The sequence below is a fragment of the Mycetocola tolaasinivorans genome, assembly GCF_003667565.1.
Taxonomy (GTDB): domain Bacteria; phylum Actinomycetota; class Actinomycetes; order Actinomycetales; family Microbacteriaceae; genus Mycetocola; species Mycetocola tolaasinivorans.
Window position 1 is genome coordinate 1 of the sequence record NZ_RCUX01000014.1, and the last position, 20,905, is coordinate 20,905.

General features: G+C 66.9%; 17 protein-coding genes, 1 rRNA gene and 1 pseudogene. 18 read left to right on the forward strand and 1 reads right to left on the reverse strand.

The genetic code is table 11. The features are described from left to right. Positions 1-4 precede the first annotated feature (4 nt). The 14 genes from rrf to D9V32_RS14525 all read left to right on the forward strand — a co-directional run bounded on the left by rrf (position 5) and on the right by D9V32_RS14525 (position 16,175). Positions 5-121 (forward strand): 5S ribosomal RNA (gene rrf / locus D9V32_RS14455). Positions 122-212: 91 nt separating this feature from the next. Continuing rightward, positions 213-2,318, forward strand: coding sequence for a hypothetical protein (locus D9V32_RS16285; protein WP_183086336.1), 2,106 nt, complete (start codon positions 213-215; stop codon positions 2,316-2,318). Continuing rightward, entirely contained in the window at positions 2,263-3,315 is a 1,053-nt protein-coding gene (locus D9V32_RS14470) for an HAD-IIA family hydrolase (RefSeq protein WP_121649629.1), read from the forward strand. The genes D9V32_RS16285 and D9V32_RS14470 overlap by 56 nt, the downstream gene beginning before the upstream one ends. 170 nt (positions 3,316-3,485) lie before the next feature. Further along, positions 3,486-6,743 carry an HtaA domain-containing protein gene (locus tag D9V32_RS14475; protein ID WP_121649630.1) on the forward strand — a complete coding sequence of 1,086 codons (3,258 nt, stop codon included), beginning with the start codon at positions 3,486-3,488 and terminating at the stop codon, positions 6,741-6,743. A 126-nt stretch (positions 6,744-6,869) separates the two neighbouring features. After that, positions 6,870-7,118, forward strand: a complete 249-nt coding sequence (locus D9V32_RS14480) for a hypothetical protein (RefSeq protein ID WP_147440499.1) — start codon at positions 6,870-6,872, stop codon at positions 7,116-7,118. Next, the gene (locus D9V32_RS14485) at positions 7,115-7,951 is read left to right on the forward strand and encodes a TlyA family RNA methyltransferase (RefSeq protein ID WP_121649632.1); all 837 of its coding nucleotides are present in this window, start codon (positions 7,115-7,117) and stop codon (positions 7,949-7,951) included. The genes D9V32_RS14480 and D9V32_RS14485 overlap by 4 nt, the downstream gene beginning before the upstream one ends. Then, on the forward strand, positions 7,948-8,862 hold the full coding sequence (locus D9V32_RS14490) for an NAD kinase (RefSeq protein ID WP_121649633.1): 915 nt from the start codon (positions 7,948-7,950) through the stop codon (positions 8,860-8,862). Before D9V32_RS14485 ends, D9V32_RS14490 begins: the two co-directional genes overlap by 4 nt. Positions 8,863-8,896: 34 nt before the next feature. Next, a complete protein-coding gene (recN, locus tag D9V32_RS14495) occupies positions 8,897-10,630 on the forward strand; it encodes a DNA repair protein RecN (RefSeq protein WP_121649634.1) in 1,734 nt (577 codons plus the stop codon). 138 nt (positions 10,631-10,768) lie between these two features. Beyond that, positions 10,769-12,478 carry a CTP synthase gene (locus D9V32_RS14500; protein ID WP_121649679.1) on the forward strand — a complete coding sequence of 570 codons (1,710 nt, stop codon included), beginning with the start codon at positions 10,769-10,771 and terminating at the stop codon, positions 12,476-12,478. A 1-nt stretch (position 12,479) separates the two neighbouring features. Continuing rightward, the gene (locus tag D9V32_RS14505; protein WP_121649635.1) at positions 12,480-13,109 is read left to right on the forward strand and encodes an NUDIX domain-containing protein; all 630 of its coding nucleotides are present in this window, start codon (positions 12,480-12,482) and stop codon (positions 13,107-13,109) included. A 3-nt stretch (positions 13,110-13,112) separates the two neighbouring features. Next, complete coding sequence (gene xerD, locus D9V32_RS14510; RefSeq protein WP_121649636.1) at positions 13,113-14,015, forward strand: site-specific tyrosine recombinase XerD; 903 nt, start codon at positions 13,113-13,115, stop codon at positions 14,013-14,015. Between the two features lie 170 nt (positions 14,016-14,185). Next, a complete protein-coding gene (locus D9V32_RS14515; protein ID WP_121649637.1) occupies positions 14,186-14,527 on the forward strand; it encodes a helix-turn-helix domain-containing protein in 342 nt (113 codons plus the stop codon). Between the two features lie 43 nt (positions 14,528-14,570). Next, positions 14,571-15,032 carry an ASCH domain-containing protein gene (locus D9V32_RS14520; RefSeq protein ID WP_121649638.1) on the forward strand — a complete coding sequence of 154 codons (462 nt, stop codon included), beginning with the start codon at positions 14,571-14,573 and terminating at the stop codon, positions 15,030-15,032. Positions 15,033-15,140: 108 nt separating this feature from the next. Next, a complete protein-coding gene (locus D9V32_RS14525) occupies positions 15,141-16,175 on the forward strand; it encodes an NAD(P)-dependent alcohol dehydrogenase (protein WP_121649680.1) in 1,035 nt (344 codons plus the stop codon). 79 nt (positions 16,176-16,254) lie between these two features. Here D9V32_RS14525 and D9V32_RS14530 read toward each other — a convergent pair whose 3' ends face one another. Then, on the reverse strand, positions 16,255-16,905 hold the full coding sequence (locus D9V32_RS14530; protein ID WP_121649639.1) for a Pr6Pr family membrane protein: 651 nt from the start codon (positions 16,903-16,905) through the stop codon (positions 16,255-16,257). A 238-nt stretch (positions 16,906-17,143) separates the two neighbouring features. On the opposite strand from D9V32_RS14530, the gene D9V32_RS14535 reads away from it, so the two are divergent. The 4 genes and pseudogenes from D9V32_RS14535 to D9V32_RS16510 form a co-directional block, all read left to right on the forward strand. After that, positions 17,144-18,019, forward strand: a complete 876-nt coding sequence (locus D9V32_RS14535) for a ParA family protein (RefSeq protein ID WP_121649640.1) — start codon at positions 17,144-17,146, stop codon at positions 18,017-18,019. Next, on the forward strand, positions 18,003-18,824 hold the full coding sequence (locus tag D9V32_RS14540; RefSeq protein ID WP_245982348.1) for a segregation and condensation protein A: 822 nt from the start codon (positions 18,003-18,005) through the stop codon (positions 18,822-18,824). The genes D9V32_RS14535 and D9V32_RS14540 overlap by 17 nt, the downstream gene beginning before the upstream one ends. Beyond that, entirely contained in the window at positions 18,814-19,467 is a 654-nt protein-coding gene (gene scpB / locus D9V32_RS14545; protein ID WP_121649642.1) for an SMC-Scp complex subunit ScpB, read from the forward strand. Before D9V32_RS14540 ends, scpB begins: the two co-directional genes overlap by 11 nt. A gap of 23 nt (positions 19,468-19,490) precedes the next feature. Continuing rightward, a pseudogene (locus D9V32_RS16510) lies at positions 19,491-20,261 on the forward strand (pseudouridine synthase); the annotation flags it as partial. Positions 20,262-20,905 lie beyond the last annotated feature (644 nt).

Sequence of the window (20,905 nt, forward strand, 5' to 3'; positions counted from 1 at the left end):
GTGTTTCGGTGGTTATAGCAAGAGGGAAACGCCCGGTTACATTCCGAACCCGGAAGCTAAGGCTCTTTGCGCTGATGGTACTGCAGGGGGGACCCTGTGGGAGAGTAAGTCACCGCCGGACTTCTTTTTAGAAAGCAAGGGCCGCCTCTTAGAGGCGGCCCTTTTGCTTTAACATGGTAGAAACGCGCGAACAAAATAGCGAAGGAAGATAGATGTCTGAATCAGGTCCGGATAAGTACACACGCCCCGAAGGTGGCTCCGGCGACTCGTCTTCCGACCGTCGACCGCGCGCACGCGACGACAAGGACGCAGCCCGCTCAGCAGAGCGTGCGGCTCGTTACAAGGCTCAGCGTGAGGGCGGTGCACCCAGCGGCGGAAACCGCGATGCACGCCCCCAGCGTGACGGACAGCGCTCCTACGGTGACCGTCCCCAGCGCTCTTACGGTGACCGCCCCCAGGGCGATCGCCCGCAGCGTGATGGTAACCGCTCGTATGGTGACCGTCCGCAGCGTGACGGAAACCGCTCCTATGGTGACCGCCCCCAGCGTCCGCAGGGGGATCGTCCCCAGCGTTCCTTCGGCGACCGTCCCCAGGGTGACCGTCCGCAGCGTGACGGAAACCGCTCCTATGGTGACCGCCCCCAGCGTCCGCAGGGGGATCGTCCCCAGCGTTCCTTCGGCGACCGTCCCCAGGGTGACCGTCCGCAGCGTGATGGTAACCGTTCTTATGGTGATCGTCCGCAGCGTTCCTTCGGCGACCGTCCCCAGGGTGACCGTCCGCAGCGTGACGGAAACCGCTCCTACGGTGACCGCCCCCAGCGTCCGCAGGGCGATCGTCCCCAGCGTTCCTTCGGTGACCGCCCTCAGGGTGACCGTCCGCAGCGTGACGGAAACCGCTCCTATGGTGATCGTCCCCAGCGTTCCTTCGGCGACCGCCCTCAGGGTGACCGTCCCCAGCGTGACGGAAACCGCTCCTACGGTGATCGTCCCCAGCGTGGGGGAGCGGGCCGTAACGGCGGAGAGAACCGCCTGTGGACACGTGACGGTGCCCCGGCCCGTGGCGATCGTGACGCGAACCGCTACGAGGAGGAGCTCACCGAGCAGCAGCTGCTTGCGCGCGAACTGAAGTCGGTTCGTACCAAGCACGAAGACCCGGAGATCCCCGAGGGCATCACCGAGGATCAGCTGGACCGTCACTCCCGCAACGAGCTCAAGACCCTGACCAAGGAGAACGCCGAGTGGGTTGCCCGGCACCTGATCATGGCAGCCGGCCTCCTGGAGCACGATCCTGAGCTGGCTCACCAGCACGCAACCTCCGCCGCGCGTCGTGCCGGTCGGATCGGTGTGGTTCGTGAGACCCTCGCCGTAACCGCGTACAGCACTGGTGACTACCAGCTGGCATTGCGCGAGCTGCGTACGTTCCGTCGCATCACCGGTTCGAACGAGAACATCGCGCTCATGGTCGACTGCGAGCGTGCGCTCGAGCGTCCCGACCGGGCACTCGAAGAGGGCCGTACCGTTGACCCGTCAACCCTCGCCCCCGAGGCTCGGGTGGCACTCGCCATCGCGATGTCCGGTGCCCGTCTCGACCAGAACAAGCCCGAGCTGGCCCTGGCCGAACTGCAGATCCCGGAACTCGACCCCAACCGCGCATTCGACTGGAGCCCGGACCTCTTCTCCGCCTACGCCGAGGTCTTGGGTGACCTCGACCGAGACAAGGAAGCCGCTACCTGGCGCAAGCGTGCCCGTATCGCAGCCGAGGCCATCGACGAGCGCTACAACCTCAGCGCCGCCGAGACCATCGACATCACCACCATCTACGAGGACTATGCAACCGACCTCAACGAGGACGGCGTGGAGATCGATGCTGACGTTGATGAAGCGGACGCAGAAGCAGAAGTAGAAGCAGAAGCAGAGGTCGTCGCCGAGGCCGAAGGTCTTGCGGACAACGCTGCCGATGCTGAGAATGCAGCGGATGCCGCAGCCATCGCGGACGCGGAAGCCATCGTTGAGGGCGAAGCCGAAGCCGAGGTGCTGACCGAAGCCGAAGAAATCGCTGAGGACGCGGCTGACTCTGAGGACGCTGCTGACGCAGCGGCGGCGCCGACGGACGAGTCCGCCGCCCACGACGAGTCGGCCGTCTCGGAGGAGACCGTGGCGGACACCGAGGGTGCCGACGCGGTAACCTCGGAGGTGGACAACACCTCGGCGGCCGCGGATGAGGCATCCGCCCCCGCCGCTGAGACCGAGGAGGAGAGCACCGATGGTGGTACCGTTTCTGCGCCGGAAGCAGCCGATGACAACCCCGCTGACCGGTAGGGACGCGGTCTTCGCGGACCTCGACGGCGTCGTGTACGCCGGTCCCGGTCCGATTCCGCACGCGGTTGAGTCGCTCAACCGTGCGGCAGAGCACATGCGCGTGGGGTACATCACCAACAACGCCTCGCGCACCGATGCCACGGTGGCTGCCCACCTGACCGATCTCGGTCTGAGCGTGCAGCCGAGTGACGTTGTCACCAGCCCGCAGGCCGCAATGACCCTGCTTGGGACCCTCGTGGCCCCCGGCTCCACGATCCTCGTGGTGGGCGGAGACGGCCTGGTCGACGAGCTCACCAAGGCCGGCTATGTCGTGACTCGGACTGCGGCGGACAACCCCGTCGCCGTGGTGCAGGGCTTCGCCCCGGATGTTGCCTGGACGCACCTGGCCGAGGCCGCCTTCACCCTCGCACCCCGCGAGGGGGAGGACGAGCTGCCCTGGATCGCCACCAACACCGACTGGACCATTCCGCAGGCTCGAGGCATCGCCCCGGGTAACGGCACCCTGGTGTCCGCCGTGCACACCGCGGTGGGCCGCCTGGCAACCGTTGCGGGCAAGCCCGAGGTGCCGATCTTCGTCGAGGCGAAAAACCGCTTCGGCGTGACCAACCCGATCATGATCGGTGACCGCTTGGACACCGACATCCTCGGGGCGAACCGTGCGGGAATCGACTCGGTACTGGTCCTCACCGGTATCGACCGGCCGAAGCACGTCCTCGCCGCTCCGCGGGACTCCCAGCCGACCTACATTCTCAGCGATCTGCGTCAGCTGCACGAGCCCTACCCGGAGACGGTGTTCAGCAAGGACGGCCTGACCGCCACGGTCGAGGACGCCAGCATCGCGATCCGCGGCAACGACATCGTGATCGTGAAGGAGGGCACCAGCGCGCTGAACCGCCTGCGTGCCGCCGCCGCCGTCATCTGGAAGTCGGAGCGTGCGGTCTGGGGCTTCGAGGTTCCCGAGAGCCTCTACCTCGATGATGTGAGCACCGGCGAATAACCGACGGTTTCGAAGATAACCCACCATCCACTTGGGATGGTGGGTTATTTTTTGTCCCCGAATAGGTTAATAAGGCTCTCCTAACCTAAGATAGGTAAGGCTAGCCTGACTGACGCGAAGCGCGCGGTTTCGGTAGCTACTTCCCCCACCCACACTCGGAAAGAGTTCCCGTGAACACTCTGAAACGAGCGCTTGGTGTTGCCCCGCTGATCGGCGCGCTCGCGCTGGCACCCCTGCTGGGTGCCGCCCCCGCGCACGCCGCCGGAGACAACCCCCGCTCCTACACCTATGCCTCCTCCGTCGCCGTTGGCCAGCAGGCGCGCTACTTCGCACTGGACGAACGCAACAGCGCGCTCTACGTTCCCGGCGACGACATCACCGCAAAAACCGGAAGCCTGACCCGGGTGGACACGCGCGACTTTAGCGTCGCCGCCTCCTCGATTCCGTTCAGCAGCGGTATCGACAGGATCGTGGTGGATTCCGCCACAAACACCGGGTTCATCCCGCGCGCCCGCGTCGGAGCAAATGACAACAGCGGCCGGCAGGGCACGCTCGATGTGATCAACCTCGGTACCGGTGCCGTGATCAAGACGATCACCGGCACCCCCACCTCGCCCGGTTCGATCGCCTACTACCCGGCCACCGGCACGCTCTACATGGCCGCGGGCAAAACCATCACGCCGGTGAGTATTGAGACCGGCACCGTGGGCGCAGCGATCACAGTGTCCAGCGCGCGCAATAGCTCGCTGTCAAACATCGTGATCGACGCCGCGGCCAAGCGCCTGTGGGTCGGGGACCCGGCCAACGGTGTGATCACCGCGGTGGATCTCTCCACCAACACCTGGCTCCCCGGCACCGAGAAGCCCGTCATCGACTTTGCGTTCCCCACTGACAACGACTTCGTTCAGCTGTCGGCCATTGCTCTGGACCCCGCCCTGCACCACCTGTACGTGGCCATCGACGGAGACTTCCTGGGGGATGACCCCAACGGTAAGCTCATTGTTGTGGACACCGAGACCGGGAAGTTCCTGGGGAGCCCGACCGAGCTCGGCGACACCATCCGCGGCATGGCCGTGGATTCGCGCAGCCACGAGGTGTACGTCACCAGCAGCGCGGATTCGGCCCTGCGCGTGCTGCACCCCGACACCTGGCAGACCGAGGTTGTTGCCGACTTCACCAAGCTTGGCATCGTCAAGTCGTACGGCGCCGGGGACGCAAACCTGTGGTCGGTTGTTGCCGACCCCACCACCGGTTCGGTATTTGTCTCCCACCCGTACAACAAGACCCCGCTGAGCACGACCCTCAGCGCGGTGTCTCGCATCGCGGTGGGTGGCGCGCTGCCCACCGTCTCCACCCTTGAGCCGGCCCCCGGCCAGGACGGTGGAGAACCGAGTACCCCGCCGGTGGAAAACCCCGTCTTTACCGGGCCGAAGGCACCCGCCCTGGCGGCCGCACCGGCCGGTGCCGTCGACACCACGAACAACGTCCTGAGCTGGGACGTCTCGGCCTACGCCCTCGACTGGCAGGCCCACCCCTACGGTGCCGTCGCCCTCGACAAGAACAACCGCTTCACCTTCTCCGGCGGACACGGCTGGAGCGATCCGAAGACCGGTGCCGCCCAGTTCGGCTGGACCGACGCGATCGAGTATCGTCCCTACCCGGGCCTCGCCCCGGACGTCTTCATCACCCTGGCAAACCCCTACCTTGCACGCTCCGCCGACGGCACCGCCGCGCTGAGCTTCGACGTGGCCTGGGGCGAAACCAAGACCAACGTCTCGACGGGATACAAGCGGGTCACCGCCGCCACCTTCACGAACCTGAAGCTCGACGTGCAGGCGGATGGCTCGATCCCGATCTCGGGTACTCCCGTTTTCGCCGGCCGCGCCTACACCGAGCCCGGTAGCAGCACCGTCACCTCGCCGAACTCATTCCCGAAGTCGTTCATCGACTTCATGGATCCGGCGCTGCGGGGCTGGTGGATGACCACCTCGGCCTCCGCCGACGGTAACGCCCGCAAGATCCCCAACCCGATCTCCGGATCGTTCACCGCGACCACGACGCCCTCGAGCGCCTCTGGTCCCGCCGTGGACGGCGGCGAGACCGCTACCCCGACCAACCCGTCGACCCCGCCGGTCGAGCCCTCGAAGCCTCCCGTAGAGCCGAGCAAGCCGCCGGTCGAGCCCTCAAAGCCGCCGGTGGAGCCGAGCAGGCCCCCGGTCGACCCGAACGTGCCCGTGACGGTAACCGGATCGCTCACCTGGGGTGTCCACGACACATTCCGCTCGTACATCCTCGGCCCGAACGCCAAGGGCAGTATCACCGGAACCGAGGGCGCAAACGCCACGGACGCTGGAGTGCTGACTTTCCCGCTGGCACCCGCCACGAAGGCTCCCCGCGACGCCTTCGCCTTCTCGGGCACCGCAACCTACCTTGGTCACAAGGCCGGCGATGTGTGGCAGCTGCGCAGCGTGCTGAGCACGCCCCGGGTCGAGATTGATGGCGACACCGCGAAGATCTACGCCCGGATCGCCGCGAAGTCGATGGGTGGATCCGAAACCCCGCTGGGTGCGCCCGTACTGCTAGCTACGGCCAACCTGTCCGGCGGTGTCCTGAAGACCGATGCCTCCGGCGCGGTGACCATCACCAACGCCCCGACCGTGCTGGCCGAAACCGGCCGTGCCCTGTTCGGTGACACCTACGCCGCCGGCACCGCGATGTCTCCGCTGTCGCTGAGCACCACGGTAACCCCGGTCGTGACCGAGCCGTCGAAGCCTCCGGTGGAGCCGTCGAAGCCTCCGGTGGAGCCGAGTAAGCCTCCGGTGGAGCCGAGTAAGCCTCCGGTGGAGCCGAGCACCCCTCCGGTGGAGCCGAGTAAGCCTCCGGTGGAGCCGAGTAAGCCTCCGGTGGAGCCGTCGAAACCTCCGGTGGAGCCGAGCACGCCTCCCGTTGAACCCAGTACGCCGCCGACGGAACCCAGCATCCCTCCGGTGGAACCCAGCACCCGCCCGAGCGTTCCGGTCACCACCGACGCCACCACGGTGGCGGTGGGCGGCAGCGTCCACATCACCGCGGGCGGCTTTACCGCCGATGAGCGCGTCGAAATCTGGCTGCACTCGACTCCGGTGCACCTCGGTTCCGCGCAGGCGGATGCCAACGGCCGCATCGATATCACAGTGGTCATCCCCGAGGGCGTTCCCGCCGGCCAGCACACGCTGGTGTTGGAGGGACGCACCGCCCGCGGCGAGATCCCGCTGACCGTGACGGGCGCCGCCGTCACCCCGGGTGCGGAGACCCCCGCCACCGCGACCCCGGGTAGCGAGCTCTCCCACACCGGTGCGGACGTCGCCGGCATCGTCATCGCGGGATCCGTGTTCCTGCTCCTGGGCCTCGGCGTGATTCTGCGCCGTCGCCGCGAGCAGCAGGCATAGCCGCATAGCCTAGCGGCACCTCAATAGCGGGCCAGGCCTCATCCACCGTGATGGGGGCTGGCCCGCTTGGCGTTGGTTCCTGCCGCGTCCACGGGCAGCATCGGTGGCGCACGCTAGTCTGGGATGGTGAGTGATTTATCCGATTCCGAGCCCACCGGCCACGCGGCCGCCGCCGCACGCGCCGAGTCGTTGCCCCTGGCCGAGCGCGCCGCGGCGCTGGGCGAGATCGTGGGGCAGCTGACCGAGCGGCTCGAGCAGTCCGATCGCATCACCCTGAACCCCGCGGCAGAACTCACACACGGTATTGCCGCCGCCCCACGTCCGGAGGTCTCCCTGCCTCCCGCTTCACCCCATAACTCCGAGGAGACCCGATGATTCGCCTAGATGCCGCCCTTGCCGAGCGAGGGCTGGCCCGGTCGCGTTCCGCCGCCGCCGCGCTGATCGCCGAGGCCCGGGTCCGTGTCGACGGTGCCACCACGTTGAAGGCCTCCACCAAGGTGGGGGAGAACAACGTGCTCAGCATCGACGGCGACTCACACTACGTGAGCCGCGCGGCACACAAGCTACTCAGCGCCCTCGACAACTTCCCGGTAGACCCCACCGGCCGCGTCGCGCTGGATGCCGGCGCCTCCACCGGTGGCTTCACCCAGGTGCTGCGTGAGCGCGGTGCCCGCGAGGTGTTTGCGGTCGACGTGGGCCACGATCAGCTCGCCGCCTCGGTGCGTGCCGATCCCGGTGTGCGGGTCTTCGAGGGCCTCAACGTGCGTGAGCTGCAGGGCCAGCACCTGCGACACGTGAGTGAAACAGACAGCCTGCCAAGCCTCGTGGTGGGCGACCTCTCGTTCATCTCGCTGACGCTCGTCCTCGGCGCCCTGCGCGATGCCGCAGAACCCGGCGCCGACTTCCTGCTGCTGATTAAGCCGCAGTTTGAGGTGGGCAAGTCGGGCATCAAGGAGGGCATCGTGCGCAAGCCTGACCTCCGCGCCCACGCGATTTCGACCGTGCTGTGGCATGCCTGGGATCTCGGGCTCGCCACCGCGGGCCTGCTGCCGAGCCCGATTACCGGCGGATCGGGCAACCTCGAGTACCTGGTGTGGTTCCGGGATCGAAAGAATCACGACGCAGACCCTGCCGCAAACAGCGGGAATCCGTCAGAATGGGAATCGACGGTGAACAGGCTCGCCGCGGAGGGGAAGTCCACGGCATGACCACCGCACACCTGCGTCCCATTCTTGTGGTGTCGCACACCGGGCGAGACGACTCGATTGAGGCCGCGATCCACGTGATCAATCAGCTTCGGGTGGCGGGAGCAAACCCGGTCCTGGAACGCAGTGAACGCGATGACATCTGCGCGTCGGGTGTCGAAACCGGCCCGGTACTGCTGCTCGATGAGGATGTCTCGGCCGCCGAGCTCGAAATCGTTATCGTCCTCGGGGGTGACGGCACGATCCTGCGCGCCGCTGAGCTCGTTCGTCGCCATCCGGCACCGCTGCTGGGCATCAACCTCGGTCACGTCGGCTTCCTCGCCGAGAGCGAGCGTGATGATCTCGATGAGGCGGTGCGACGCGCGATCAGCGGCGAGTACATCGTCGAGGAGCGCCTGACGCTCGCGGTCTCCGTTGAGCAGGACGGCGAGGTCGTCTACGAAAACTGGGCGCTGAACGAGGCCACGGTCGAAAAGGCGAGCCGCGAGCGCATGCTCGAGGTGTTGCTCGAGGTAGATGATCGCCCGCTGTCCTCCTTCGGGTGCGACGGCGTGGTGGTTTCCACCCCGACCGGCTCCACCGCCTACGGCTTCTCCGCCGGTGGCCCGGTGATCTGGCCCACGGTCGAGGCCATCATGCTGGTACCGCTGAGCGCCCACGCGCTGTTTGCCCGGCCGCTCGTGGTGTCTCCGGCCTCCTCCATCGGCATTCGCCTGCTCGAGCGCAACGTGGGTACCGGCGTGCTGTGGTGCGATGGTCGACGCGCGTTTGAGCTCGGCCAGGGTGCGCAGGTTTCGGTGCGCCGTTCAAGCGTGCCGGTGCGGCTCGCGCGTCTGCACCAGGGCCCGTTTACCGATCGTCTCGTGCAGAAGTTCCGACTCCCGGTAACCGGCTGGCGCGGAGACGGTAAGTAGTGATTCAGAGCATTCGACTCCCTGGAGGACACGCATGATTGAGAGCATCGACATTCGCGACCTCGGCGTGATCGCTCAGGCCTCGCTGCCGCTCGGACCGGGATTCACTGCGATCACCGGAGAGACAGGCGCGGGCAAGACCATGGTGGTCACCGCGCTCGGTCTGCTCCTCGGCGGGCGAGCCGATGCCGCCGCGGTGCGCCGCGGGGCGAACCAGGCCAGCGTTGATGGCCGCTGGAACATCGATGACGCGAGCGGTGTGGCCGAGCGTGTCCGCGATGCGGGCGGCCTGCTCGACGAGATCGAGGTGAACGCCGCGGGGGAGCGCCGGATGGAGCTCACCCTGGGGCGCTCGGTCTCGGCCGAGGGTCGCAGCCGGGCACAGGTGGGTGGCCGGTCGGCCCCGATCGGTGTGCTCGGCGAGCTCGGCGAGAAGCTCGTGGTGTTGCACGGTCAGTCCGATCAGATGCGGCTGCGCACCGCTTCGGCTCAGCGCGACGCCCTGGACCGCTTTGCGGGCAAGAAACTGCGTCGCGCCCTGACCACCTACACCGGGGCATTCGAGGGTTGGAAAACCACCCGTGAGACCCTGGCGATGCTCATTGAGCAGCGCGACCTCCGGCTGGCCGAGGCCGAGCGCCTGCGCATCGCCCTCGAGGAGATCGAAACCGCCGACCCGCAGCCCGGGGAAGAGGACGAACTCACCGCGCTCGCCGAGCGTCTAACAAACGTTGAAGATCTGCGCCTGGCCGCGGCGAGTGCCCGGGAGGCGCTCTCCGCCGAGGAGATCGAGGGCGGGGCAGATGTTTCGGCACTGCTCGATCACGCCCGACGTCAGCTGGAGCGTGCGGTGGCCTTTGACGCCACGCTCGCCCCGATCGTGGAGCAGCTCACCGGGCTGGGTTATCAGGTGGCGGAGCTCACCGGTGAACTCTCGACCTATCTCGCGACCCTCGACTCCGACGGTGCCCACGAGCTGGAGCAGATCCAGGAGCGCCGCTCGCTGCTCTCAAACCTCGTGCGTAAGTACGGCCCCCGCTATGAGGATGTCCTCGAGCTGCGCGCGGTGGGGTCCCAGCGTCTGCTGGAACTCGACTCCGATGAGGATCGCATCGACGAGCTCGGTGCCCGGGTGGATACCGAGCACGCCGCCGTCCTGGCCGCCGCGGCCGCGCTGACCGCGGTGCGCACCGCGGCGGCCTCGCGGATGTCCGCGGCGGTGTCCACCGAGCTCACCGCGCTGGCGATGGCCCAGGCGAAGGTTACGGTGGCGGTCGAACCGCTCCCCGAGCCCGGCAGCCACGGTGCCGATCAGGTCACCTTCCTGCTCGCCCCGCACAACGGTGCCGAGCCGCGCCCGGTGGCGAAGGGGGCCTCCGGTGGTGAGCTCTCCCGGGTCATGCTCGCGCTCGAGGTGGTCATCGCCACGAACGAGCCCCTGCCCACGTTTGTCTTCGACGAGGTGGATGCGGGGGTGGGTGGCGCGGCGGCCATCGAGATCGGTCGCCGGCTCGCGCAGCTGGCCCGCAGCGCCCAGGTGATCGTGGTGACGCACCTTGCACAGGTCGCGGCCTTCGCCGGAAACCACCTCGCGGTGGTCAAGGACGACGACGGCCGGGTCACCGCATCGAGCGTCCGTCAGCTGCGCGAAGACGAACGCCTCGCCGAAATGGCGCGTCTGCTCTCCGGCCTCGCCGATTCAGACAACGCCCTGGCCCACGCGGGCGAACTGCTCGCGCTGGCCGCCTCGGAAAACGCGGCACCGTGATTTTCCTCGCTCCACACGACTCACCGAGTGCCGCGGCCCCCGCCGCGGCACTTTCCCCCGCCATCACGGCGGTCTCCTCCTCCCGGGAACCTCGGCGCTAGCCGAGTTCCGATATTGCTGATAGGATCAAAGCCCGTGGTGAATAAATCAAACGCGGTATCTCAGAACGACACAACCAAGCATATTTTTGTGACCGGTGGTGTCGTTTCTTCGTTGGGCAAGGGGCTCACCGCCGCGAGCCTGGGCAACCTGCTGACCGCCCGCGGTCTGCACGTGGTCATGCAGAAGCTTGACCCGTACCTGAACGTCGATCCCGGAACGATGAACCCGTTCCAGCACGGCGAGGTCTTCGTGACCGACGACGGCGCCGAGACCGATCTTGACATCGGTCACTACGAGCGCTTCCTCGACATCAACCTGTCCCAGGCGGCCAACGTCACGACCGGACAGATCTACTCCGAGGTCATCGCCAAGGAGCGTCGCGGCGAATACCTCGGCGACACCGTGCAGGTCATCCCGCACATCACCGACGAGATCAAGCGTCGCATGCGTCTGCAGGCCACCGAGGAACCCCGTCCCGACGTGATCATCACCGAGGTGGGTGGCACCGTTGGTGACATCGAATCCCAGCCGTTCATCGAGGCCGCGCGTCAGCTGCGCCACGAGCTCGGCCGTCGCAACGTGTTCTTCGTACACGTCTCCCTGGTGCCCTTCATGGGTGCCTCGGGCGAGCAGAAGACCAAGCCGACCCAGCACTCCGTTGCGACCCTGCGCTCCATCGGTATCCAGCCCGACGCGCTCGTGCTGCGCTCGGACCGCCCGGTCACCGAGGCTAACAAGCGCAAGATCGCGCTGATGTGTGACGTTGAGGAAGCCGGCGTGATCAACACCGTCGACGTGCCCTCGATCTACCTGATCCCCTCGATGCTCAACAACCAGGGCCTCGACTCCTACATCATCGACCAGCTGGGCCTCGAGGCCGGCGAGGTCGACTGGTCCGGCGAATCCGGCTGGAATACCCTGCTGGACGCCGTTGCGGAGCCCAAGCACGAGGTCAACATTGGCCTGGTCGGTAAGTACATCGACCTGCCCGACGCCTACCTCTCGGTCACCGAGGCGCTGCGCGCCGGTGGTTTCGCGAACCAGGCGAAGGTTAACCTGAGCTGGATCCCCTCGGATGACTGCGAGACCCCCGAGGGTGCCGCGAAGGCGCTCGCCGGTCTCGACGGTATCTGCGTGCCCGGAGGCTTCGGCATCCGCGGTATCGAGGGCAAGCTGGGCGCACTGAAGTTCGCCCGCGAGAACAAGATCCCCACCCTGGGTCTGTGCCTGGGCCTTCAGACCATGGTCATCGAGTACGCGCGGAACGAGGCCGGCCTGGCCGGTGCCTCCTCCACCGAGTTCGATGAGAATACCGAGTTCCCCGTGATCGCGACGATGGCCGAGCAGGTTGACATCATCGCCTCGGGCGACCTGGGTGGCACCATGCGTCTGGGTGAGTACGAGGCCGCGCTGGCCCCGGGGTCGCTCGCCGCCGAGGTGTACGGTTCGGAGCTCATCACCGAGCGTCACCGTCACCGCTACGAGGTCAACAACCGCTACCGCGACCAGATTGCGGAGGCCGGCCTGGTCTTCTCGGGCACCAGCCCGAACGGTGACCTGGTGGAGTTCGTGGAGCTGCCGCGCGAGGTGCACCCGTACTACATCGCAACGCAGGCTCACCCCGAGCTGCGTTCGCGTCCGAACCGCGCTCACCCGCTGTTCCGCGGCCTGGTCGCCGCGGCGCTCGAGCGTCACAACGCCACCAAGCTGTTCGCAAACGGTGGCGAGAACACGGACGCTAACTAGCATGTCCGACGAGCTCCGGGACGTTCCCTCACACCCGCCCATCGCGTCCAGCGAGGCGGTGTTTGAGGGAGCGGTCTGGGGCATTCGTCGCGATGTGATTCGGTACCCCGGCGGTGATATCACCCGCGAGTACATGGATCACACCGGTGCGGTCGCGGTGCTGGTGCTTGACGATCAGGAGCGTGTGCTGCTGATTCGTCAGTACCGGCACCCGATCCGCACCCGCGACTGGGAGCTCCCCGCGGGGCTCCTCGACATCGTGGGGGAGGTCCCCCTGATCGGTGCCCAGCGTGAGCTCGCCGAGGAGGCTGACCTGGCCGCCAGCGAGTGGCACCTGCTCTCGGAGTTTGCCACCAGCCCCGGCGGCAGCGATGAGGTTATTCGTATCTACCTGGCCCGCGGTATCCGCGATCTGCCCGCCTTCGAGCGCGAGGCCGAGGAGGCCGATATCGAAAAGCGGTGGGTGCCGCTGGAGGAGGCCGTGGAGGCCGTTCTGGACCGCCGCGTTCAGAACTCCCTGCTCATCGTGGGTGTGCTGGCCGCCGAGGCCGCACGGCGTCGCGGCTGGTCGAGCCTGGGCGATCCCACCGAACCCTGGGTGCGTCACCCGAAGTTCGCCCCCGAGGCTTAGAACATGGCCGCCGATCGTGTGCGGCAGCTGGAGAACTACCTGCGCCACCTGACCATCGAGCGGGGGCGTTCGACGAACACCCTGCTCGCGTATCGTCGTGATCTGACCCGCTATCTGGCCTGGCTGGACGAGCGTGAGGTCACCGATCTGGCGACGCTCAGCGCCGAAGACATCGCGCATTTTGGGCGCTCGCTCAGCGAATCCGGGCTCGCGGCCGCGAGTGTGGCACGCATCCTGTCGGCCGTGCGCGGCTGGCATCGCTTCCTCCTCGAGGAGGGCGACCTGGATCGCGATATTGCGCGCGAGGTGCTGCCGCCCAAACTGCCGTCCCGACTGCCCAAGGCCCTGCGCATCGACGAGGTCGAGGCGCTGCTGGCCGCGGTGTCCGGAGACGATCCGCAGTCGCTGCGCGACCGCGCGCTGCTGGAGCTTCTCTACGCAACCGGCGCCCGTGTGAGTGAGGCCGTGGACCTCAACGTGGACGACGTCATTGACGGCGACATTCTGCGCCTGCGCGGCAAGGGCAATAAGGAGCGCATCGTGCCGGTGGGCTCGTATGCGCGTGCGGCCCTCGACGCCTATCTGGTGCGTGCCCGCCCGATTTTTTCGGCACGTGGCTTTGCAACGCCCGCGCTATTCCTTGGGGCGCGCGGATCGCGGGTGTCTCGGCAGAACGCCTGGCTGATTATCCGCCGCGCCGCCGAGCACGCCGACATCGCCAGCGAGGTATCCCCGCACTCGCTGCGGCACTCGTTTGCCACCCACCTCATGCAGGGCGGTGCCGATGTGCGCGTTGTTCAGGAACTCCTCGGCCACTCCTCGGTTGCGACCACGCAGATCTACACGCGGGTGAGCGCCGATTCGCTGCGCGAGATGTTCGTGCAGGCACACCCCCGCGCCCGCTAGTTCGGGCCGCGGTATCCGCATGTTCTCGTCAGGCTCCACGAGCACATCAAGACCGATCAGAGGGCACAGCAAGCCGAGATTGACGTTGCGGTAGCCAGATACCGCCCCTAGCCAGATTCCTAGACCGAGAAAACTGCACAACTTTTTAGTTGTACTGTTAGGGTTGGATCATGACCACGCTCGCAGAAATGATTCACGAGGCGCGAAACTCGGCGGAGTTCACGCGAGCACACTATCTTGCTCGTGTGGATCGGGAGTTTGTTGACGCTCTCATCGCCGTGCGGCGGGAACAGGGGCTATCTCAGGCGGATGTCGCCGAGCGCATGGGGATCACCCAGCAGGGCGTATCGAAGTTTGAACGCTACGACAATGATCCTCGGATGTCCACGATTCGTAACTATGCGAACGCCATTGGCGTCGTCATTGAATACTCCATTCAGGATGACCGCCGGCACGACGAAAACGGTCTGAACTCCGCGCCCGCTGACGAGCGGGTCCTCGAACTCACGTAGCCATCGCCGGGCCGCTGAGCTCAGGGTTCGATAGCCTGAATCCATGACTGAGCCGGGTGTTATTGACGATTTTTGGTTGCGCGCACGCGCCGCGGTTTCGGGGTTGCCCGTCGAGGTGCCCGAAGCCTGGCCGTTTGGGGCGACGCCCGAGCACGCCGATGATCTGTTGGGCCTGGTGCTGGCCGGGTTCAAAACCGGAACGGCCTCGGCCGTCTGGGATTACGAGCACGTCGATGAGGCTTTTCCCGAACCGGGAGAATTCAGCATCATTCTTGACGGCGCAGGCCTTCCCCGCGCGGTGATCGAGACCACCGCGGTGAGTACCGTGGCGTTTGACCGCGTGGATGCTGAGCATGCCCGTGCTGAGGGGGAGGGCGATCGCACCCTCGAATACTGGCGTGCAGCCCACGAACAGTACTGGCGTGAGCACTCGGAGAATCCGCGCGGATTTGAGCCGCAGATGCCCATCCTCTGCGAGCGTTTCCGATTGGTGTACTCCGGGTAATCGCGCGGGTGCACTTCCCGAAGGAGGGCCGCGGGGCCTCGGCGAAGAGAGTAGCGTGGAGGTGCGGGATGAACCGCATCTCGCAGACGAGAGGAATGCTCCATGACCATGAAGGCCGTCCAATACGTCGAGGTGGGCTCCGCCCCCGAGGTGCGTGAGATCCCCGTTCCCGAGCCCAAGCCGGGCCAGATTCGCCTGCGAGTTCTGGCCGCCGGGCTCTGCCATTCGGACTGGTTCATTATGGGGTTGCCTGCGGAGGCCTACTCCTATCCGCTGCCGCTCACGCTGGGGCACGAGGCCGTTGGTGTCGTCGACAAGCTCGGCGAGGGCGTCACCGAGTTTGCGGTGGGCGATGACGTGGCCGTCTATGGCCCCTGGGGGTGCGGTGCCTGTGCCGAGTGTGCTCGGGGGCGCGAGAACTACTGCCCGAACGCGGCCAAGCTGGGCATTCACCCGCCCGGGCTCGGTTCGCCGGGCGGCATGGCCGAGTACCTGATCGTTGATAACGCACGCCACCTGGTGCCGCTGCAGGGCCTCGATCCGGTGGCCGCGGTGGCCCTGACCGATGCCGGTCTCACGCCGTACCACGCGATCAAGAACGTGATCGATAAGCTGCCCGGCGGTTCGACCGCGGTGGTCATCGGCACCGGTGGGCTCGGCCACGTGGGCATTCAAATTCTGCGCGCGCTGACCTCCGCCACCGTCATCGCACTGGATGTCACCGAGGAGAAGCTGGAGCACGCACGCTCGGTGGGTGCCCACCACACGGTGCTCTCAAACTCGGAAGCCCCGGCGGCGATTCGCGAGCTGACCGGAGGCATCGGTGCGGACGTCGTCTTCGACTTCGTGGGGGCCACCCCGACCCTGGAAACCGCGCGCGCATCGGTCCGCGTGGATGGCGCAATTGAGGTGGTTGGCATCGGTGGCGGCACCGTGCCCACCGGCTTCGGTTCGACCCCGTTCGGCGTGAGCGTCCGCGCACCGTACTGGGGCAGCCGTGACGAGCTGATGGAGGTGCTCGGCCTCGCCCGCACCGGCCAGCTGTCGGTGAGCGTGGAGCGCTTCGACATCGCTGATGCCCCCACCGCCTACGCTCGCCTGCACGAGGGCACCATCGTTGGCCGCGCGGTGGTTGTGCCGTAACCACCTGAGGACGTCACGGCACACTGACGGCACAAAAATGGCCCGGAACCGCGAGGTTCCGGGCCATTTGCCTGTACAGCTAGCGCTGGTCGATACCCGGGCGAATGCGGGAGATCCAGTAGATCATTGCCGCCGAGGCGAGGAACGCGACGACCACCCCGAGGCAGTACAGCGCGACCACGCCGTAGCCGTTCGCGGGGTTGAGGAACGGATAGGGCACCCAGCCGTCGGTCGCGCCGCGAATGAGGATCACGATGGTCCACACCGCGGGGTAGATGAGTACCCACCAGAAGGTGCGCCAGGGCAGCGTTACGCGGTCGGTGAAGATGATCCAGTCGAGCACACCGATGATCGGGAACAGCACGTGCATCACGAAGTTTGTCCAGGGGAGCGAGGCTCCGCCATCGACACCCACCAGCAGCGTGTTGTACACCAGACCCACCACGGCGATATAGGACACCGCGAAGCCGCGGGCGAGGCTCCAACCCAGCGAGGGCGCGCGGCCACGCAGGCTACGCAGCGCCACGATGGCGAGCACCACCGCCATCAGCAGGTTGTTTTGGATCGTGAAATAGCCAAAGAAGTTGAACGGGTTCACCGGCCCCGAGGCCGCGGAGTGAGTAAACGAACCGATGACGGCCGCGAGTGAGAGCGCGGCAAACGCGATCCGGATGACGCCGGCCACCGGATTGGCCGCCAGGCCGAGGCCGGGGGTAGTGGTGGTGCTCATGTTTTTCCTCTCGCGGGGTACGGGCGAAGTGCCGCTGTGGGGAGTCTAGGGCGCTCAGGTACCCGGCGAAAAGTAGGGACACGTTATTGGGGCAGGGGGAAGCGCCGCACGGTCCGACGTACTCACCCGGCCGCGCGGACGGAAACAGCGGTTTGGCGCGCCCTCTCGGGCGTTATGGGTGGTGATCGGTAGAATCTAGGGGGCACCCGTAGATTTTCGCCGAACGTTGGGACACGCAGTGGCAAGAGCAGGACAGAACACACCGCTTGAGGGCATCGACTTCGGCCCGACCGGCCGAATCCAGACCGAGTTCCCCGAGCCCCCTGCGCTGTCCGAGCACGGCCCCGCCCGCATCATTTCGCTGTGCAACCAGAAGGGTGGCGTGGGGAAGACCACCACCACCATCAGCATGGGTGCCGCGCTCGCCGCCTATGGCCGCCGCGTTCTTGCCGTCGATTTCGACCCCCAGGGTGCGCTCACCGCGGGCCTCGGCGTGGTCGCCCACGACACCCCCACGATTTACGATCTGCTGCTCGGTCACACCAAGGATCCGCACGACGCGATCGTATCGACCAAGGTCGCCGGTCTCGATCTGATCCCCGCCAACATCGACCTCTCCGCCGCCGAGGTGCACCTCGTCGGCGAGGTGGCGCGCGAACAGATCCTGGCGAGCGTGCTGCGCAAGGTCAGCTCGGAGTACGACGTCATCCTGGTGGACTGCCAGCCCTCGCTCGGCCTGCTCACCGTCAACGCCCTCACCGCCTCGCACGGCGTGCTGATCCCGCTGGAATGCGAGTTTTTCGCTCTGCGCGGAGTCGCCCTGCTGATCGAGACCATCGACAAGGTGCGCGACCGCCTGAACCCGGCGATCAAGCTCGACGGCATCCTCGCGACCATGTACGACTCCCGCACCCTGCACTCCCGTGAGGTGCTGGAGCGCGTGGTGGAGGCCTTCGGAGACTCCGTGCTGGAGACCGTGATCGGCCGCACCGTGAAGTTCCCCGATGCCAGCGTCGCCGGCGTCCCGATCACCGATTTCGCGCCCGAGCACCAGGCCGCCAAGGCCTACCGCCAGCTGGCGCGCGAGTTGGTTGCGCGTGGTGCCGTCGCCTGATCCGGTTCTCGACACCCCGGACTCCGGGGTTTTTCGGGTTGCGCTGTCAAACTTCGACGGTCCGTTTGACCTCCTGCTGACCCTGATCGGAAAGCGCGAGCTCGACATCACCGAGATCGCCCTCTCGGCGGTCACCGACGAGTTTCTCGAGTATCTGCGCGGGCTCGACGCGGCCGAGGAGATGGATCGCGCCTCGGAGTTCATCGTGGTCGCCGCGACCCTGCTCGACCTGAAGATCGCCGGGCTGCTGCCCCAGGGTGAGCTGGTCGATGCCGAGGACGTCGCGCTCCTCGAGGCACGCGACCTCCTGTTCGCTCGGCTGCTGCAGTATCGCGCGTTCAAGGAGGCGGCCCGCTGGTTTGAGGATCGGCTCCGCGTCGAGTCCGAGCGGCACCCACGCTCCGTGCGCCTTGAAGAAAAATTCCGTGAGAGCACCCCCGAGCTGCACTGGACCCTCGGGGTACAGGACTTCGCGGCACTCGCCCTGGTGGCGCTGACCCCGCGCGAGATTCCCACCGTGGGTCTCGACCACCTGCACGCGCCGCTCGTGAGTATTCGCGAGCAGGCCGCACACCTGGTGGCGATGCTGCGCGGGGGAGAACCGATGAGTTTCCGCCGCCTGATCTCGGGGGTCACCGAGCGCGGCATCGTGGTGGCACGCTTCCTCGCGCTGCTCGAGCTGTACCGCCATGCGGCCGTGAGCTTTGAACAGATCGAACCGCTCGGGGAGCTCACCGTGACCTGGAGCGCCGCCGACTGGAATGCCGAAAACCTCGCGAACCTCGGAGCCGACTATGACAACTGAGACCCCGATCGATATCACCGACCGCCCCGCCGCTGATGGTGCCGACGAGGCCGATGCGCCGCTCGCCCCGCACGCGGCCGCGGATCTTCCGCTCGAACGCGCGCTCGAGGCCCTGCTGATCGTGGCCGATGAGCCCCAGCCCCTCACCGACCTCGCGGCGGCCGTGGGTGCCCCGCTGCGCGAGGTGAGCGCGGCGATCGCGAACCTCGTGGCCGACTTTGACGGCCTGACCGGGGGAGTGCGTCGCGGATTCGAGCTGCGCGAGGTGGGCGGCGGCTGGCGAATCTATGTGCGCACCGACTATGACGAGGTTGTGACCGACTACGTTCACACCCAAAATCCCGCCCGGCTTTCGCCCGCGGCCCTCGAAACCCTCGCCGTAATCGCCTATAAGCAGCCGATCACCCGCGGTGCGGTAGCCGCCATCCGTGCAGTCAACGTAGACTCGGTGGTGCGCACACTCGCCGGCCGTGGCCTCATCACCGAGGTATTCACCGATTCCGAGACCGGCGCCATACACTACGGCACCACCGATCTGCTGCTCACCCAGTTGGGAATCAACTCCCTGGACGAGCTCCCGCCGATCTCACCGCTGCTGCCCGATGGTGCGGACGGATTCGACTCCGACCTGCGCCCTGCCTGACCACAGAATAGGAAACCTCGCGGATGCCCGCTTCCCCGCTCACCCCCAATAACCAGCACGACGGCGTACGCCTGCAGAAGGTACTCGCCCAGCGCGGTGTTGCCTCGCGCCGCGTGTGTGAAGACATGATCACCGCCGGCCGCATCGAGGTCAACGGCAAGGTCGTGACCGAGCTCGGTCGCCGCATCGACCCCGAGGTCGACCTCGTTTCGGTAGACGGCCAGGCCGTCCAGCTCGACGAAACCAAGCGCTACGTGATGCTGAACAAGCCCGTGGGCGTGGTCTCCTCGCTCGCCGATGAGAATGGCCGCCCGGACCTCTCGGCCTACACCTCCGAGTTCGAGGAGCGCGTCTACAACGTGGGCCGCCTCGACCAGGAAACCTCGGGTCTGCTGATCCTCACCAACGATGGTGAGCTCGCCAACGTGCTTGCACACCCCTCCTTCGGTGTGACCAAGACCTATATCGCCCAGGTATCCGGCACCATCACCCAGGCCACGATCACCCGCCTGCTGCGCGGCATCGAGCTCGACGACGGCCCCATCCGTGCCGATCGCGCACGCCTGATGGACGAGTCCTCCAAGACCTCGATGATCGAGATCACCCTGCACTCGGGCAAGCACCGCATCGTGCGTCGCATGCTCGCGCACGTGGGCCACCCCGTCATCTCGCTCGTGCGCCGCTCATTCGGGCCGCTGCACCTCGGCACCCTGCCGCAGGGCCGCTACCGTGAGCTCACCGCTGCCGAGCGTGGCCGCGTCCTGACCCTGGCCCGCAAGGCCAGTGCCCAGCCCGCCGAGGAGATCCGGATCGACAACGCCGAGCGTCGCCTGGCCGACCGTGAGCGAGAGGACCGCGAGGCCAAGCGCAACGGTGGTTACCGCGCCCAGCGTGGCGGCGGCGACCGCAACTACGTGCCCACCGAGCGTGGCCCCAAGCGCACTGGCCGCGACGAGCGTCGCAGCGAGCGCGGTTCGCGCGAGGGTGGTTATGAGCGTGCTCCCCGTGAGGGCGGCTACAACCGTGACGATCGCGCTCCGCGCGAGGGCGGCTACAGCCGGGATGACCGTGGCGGACGCCCGGAGCGTGGCGGCTACAACCGGGAGGACCGCGGCGGCCGTCCCGAGCGTTCGGGCCACGGAGACCGTGCCGGTCGCCCCGAGCGCGGCGACTACCGTGCCCGTGGTGCCGGAGCGGGAGACCGCGGCGGCCGATCCGGTGGCGAACGACGCGATGACTACCGCACGGCGGGACCTAGGAATGCCGGAGCGGGAGACCGCGGCGGCCGATCCGGTGGCGAACGACGCGATGACTACCGTGCAGCTGGGCCAAAGAGCTCGGGCCCGAAGAGCGCCGGCCCGAAGCAGCCGAACCGCGGCGATCGTCGTGATGGCGGCCCGCGCGGTGGTGGCGAGCGTTTCGGCCGGGACGACCGCAA

What these genes read in the sequence shown, in the direction of transcription:
- D9V32_RS16285 (WP_183086336.1), top strand. Translation starts at nt 213, where the DNA reads ATGTCTGAATCAGGTCCGGATAAGTACACACGCCCCGAAGGTGGCTCC.
- D9V32_RS14470 (WP_121649629.1), top strand. Translation starts at nt 2,263, where the DNA reads ATGGTGGTACCGTTTCTGCGCCGGAAGCAGCCGATGACAACCCCGCTG.
- D9V32_RS14485 (WP_121649632.1), top strand. Translation starts at nt 7,115, where the DNA reads ATGATTCGCCTAGATGCCGCCCTTGCCGAGCGAGGGCTGGCCCGGTCG.
- D9V32_RS14490 (WP_121649633.1), top strand. Translation starts at nt 7,948, where the DNA reads ATGACCACCGCACACCTGCGTCCCATTCTTGTGGTGTCGCACACCGGG.
- recN (WP_121649634.1), top strand. Translation starts at nt 8,897, where the DNA reads ATGATTGAGAGCATCGACATTCGCGACCTCGGCGTGATCGCTCAGGCC.
- D9V32_RS14505 (WP_121649635.1), top strand. Translation starts at nt 12,480, where the DNA reads ATGTCCGACGAGCTCCGGGACGTTCCCTCACACCCGCCCATCGCGTCC.
- xerD (WP_121649636.1), top strand. Translation starts at nt 13,113, where the DNA reads ATGGCCGCCGATCGTGTGCGGCAGCTGGAGAACTACCTGCGCCACCTG.
- D9V32_RS14515 (WP_121649637.1), top strand. Translation starts at nt 14,186, where the DNA reads ATGACCACGCTCGCAGAAATGATTCACGAGGCGCGAAACTCGGCGGAG.
- D9V32_RS14520 (WP_121649638.1), top strand. Translation starts at nt 14,571, where the DNA reads ATGACTGAGCCGGGTGTTATTGACGATTTTTGGTTGCGCGCACGCGCC.
- D9V32_RS14525 (WP_121649680.1), top strand. Translation starts at nt 15,141, where the DNA reads ATGAAGGCCGTCCAATACGTCGAGGTGGGCTCCGCCCCCGAGGTGCGT.
- D9V32_RS14530 (WP_121649639.1), bottom strand. Translation starts at nt 16,905, where the DNA reads ATGAGCACCACCACTACCCCCGGCCTCGGCCTGGCGGCCAATCCGGTG.
- scpB (WP_121649642.1), top strand. Translation starts at nt 18,814, where the DNA reads ATGACAACTGAGACCCCGATCGATATCACCGACCGCCCCGCCGCTGAT.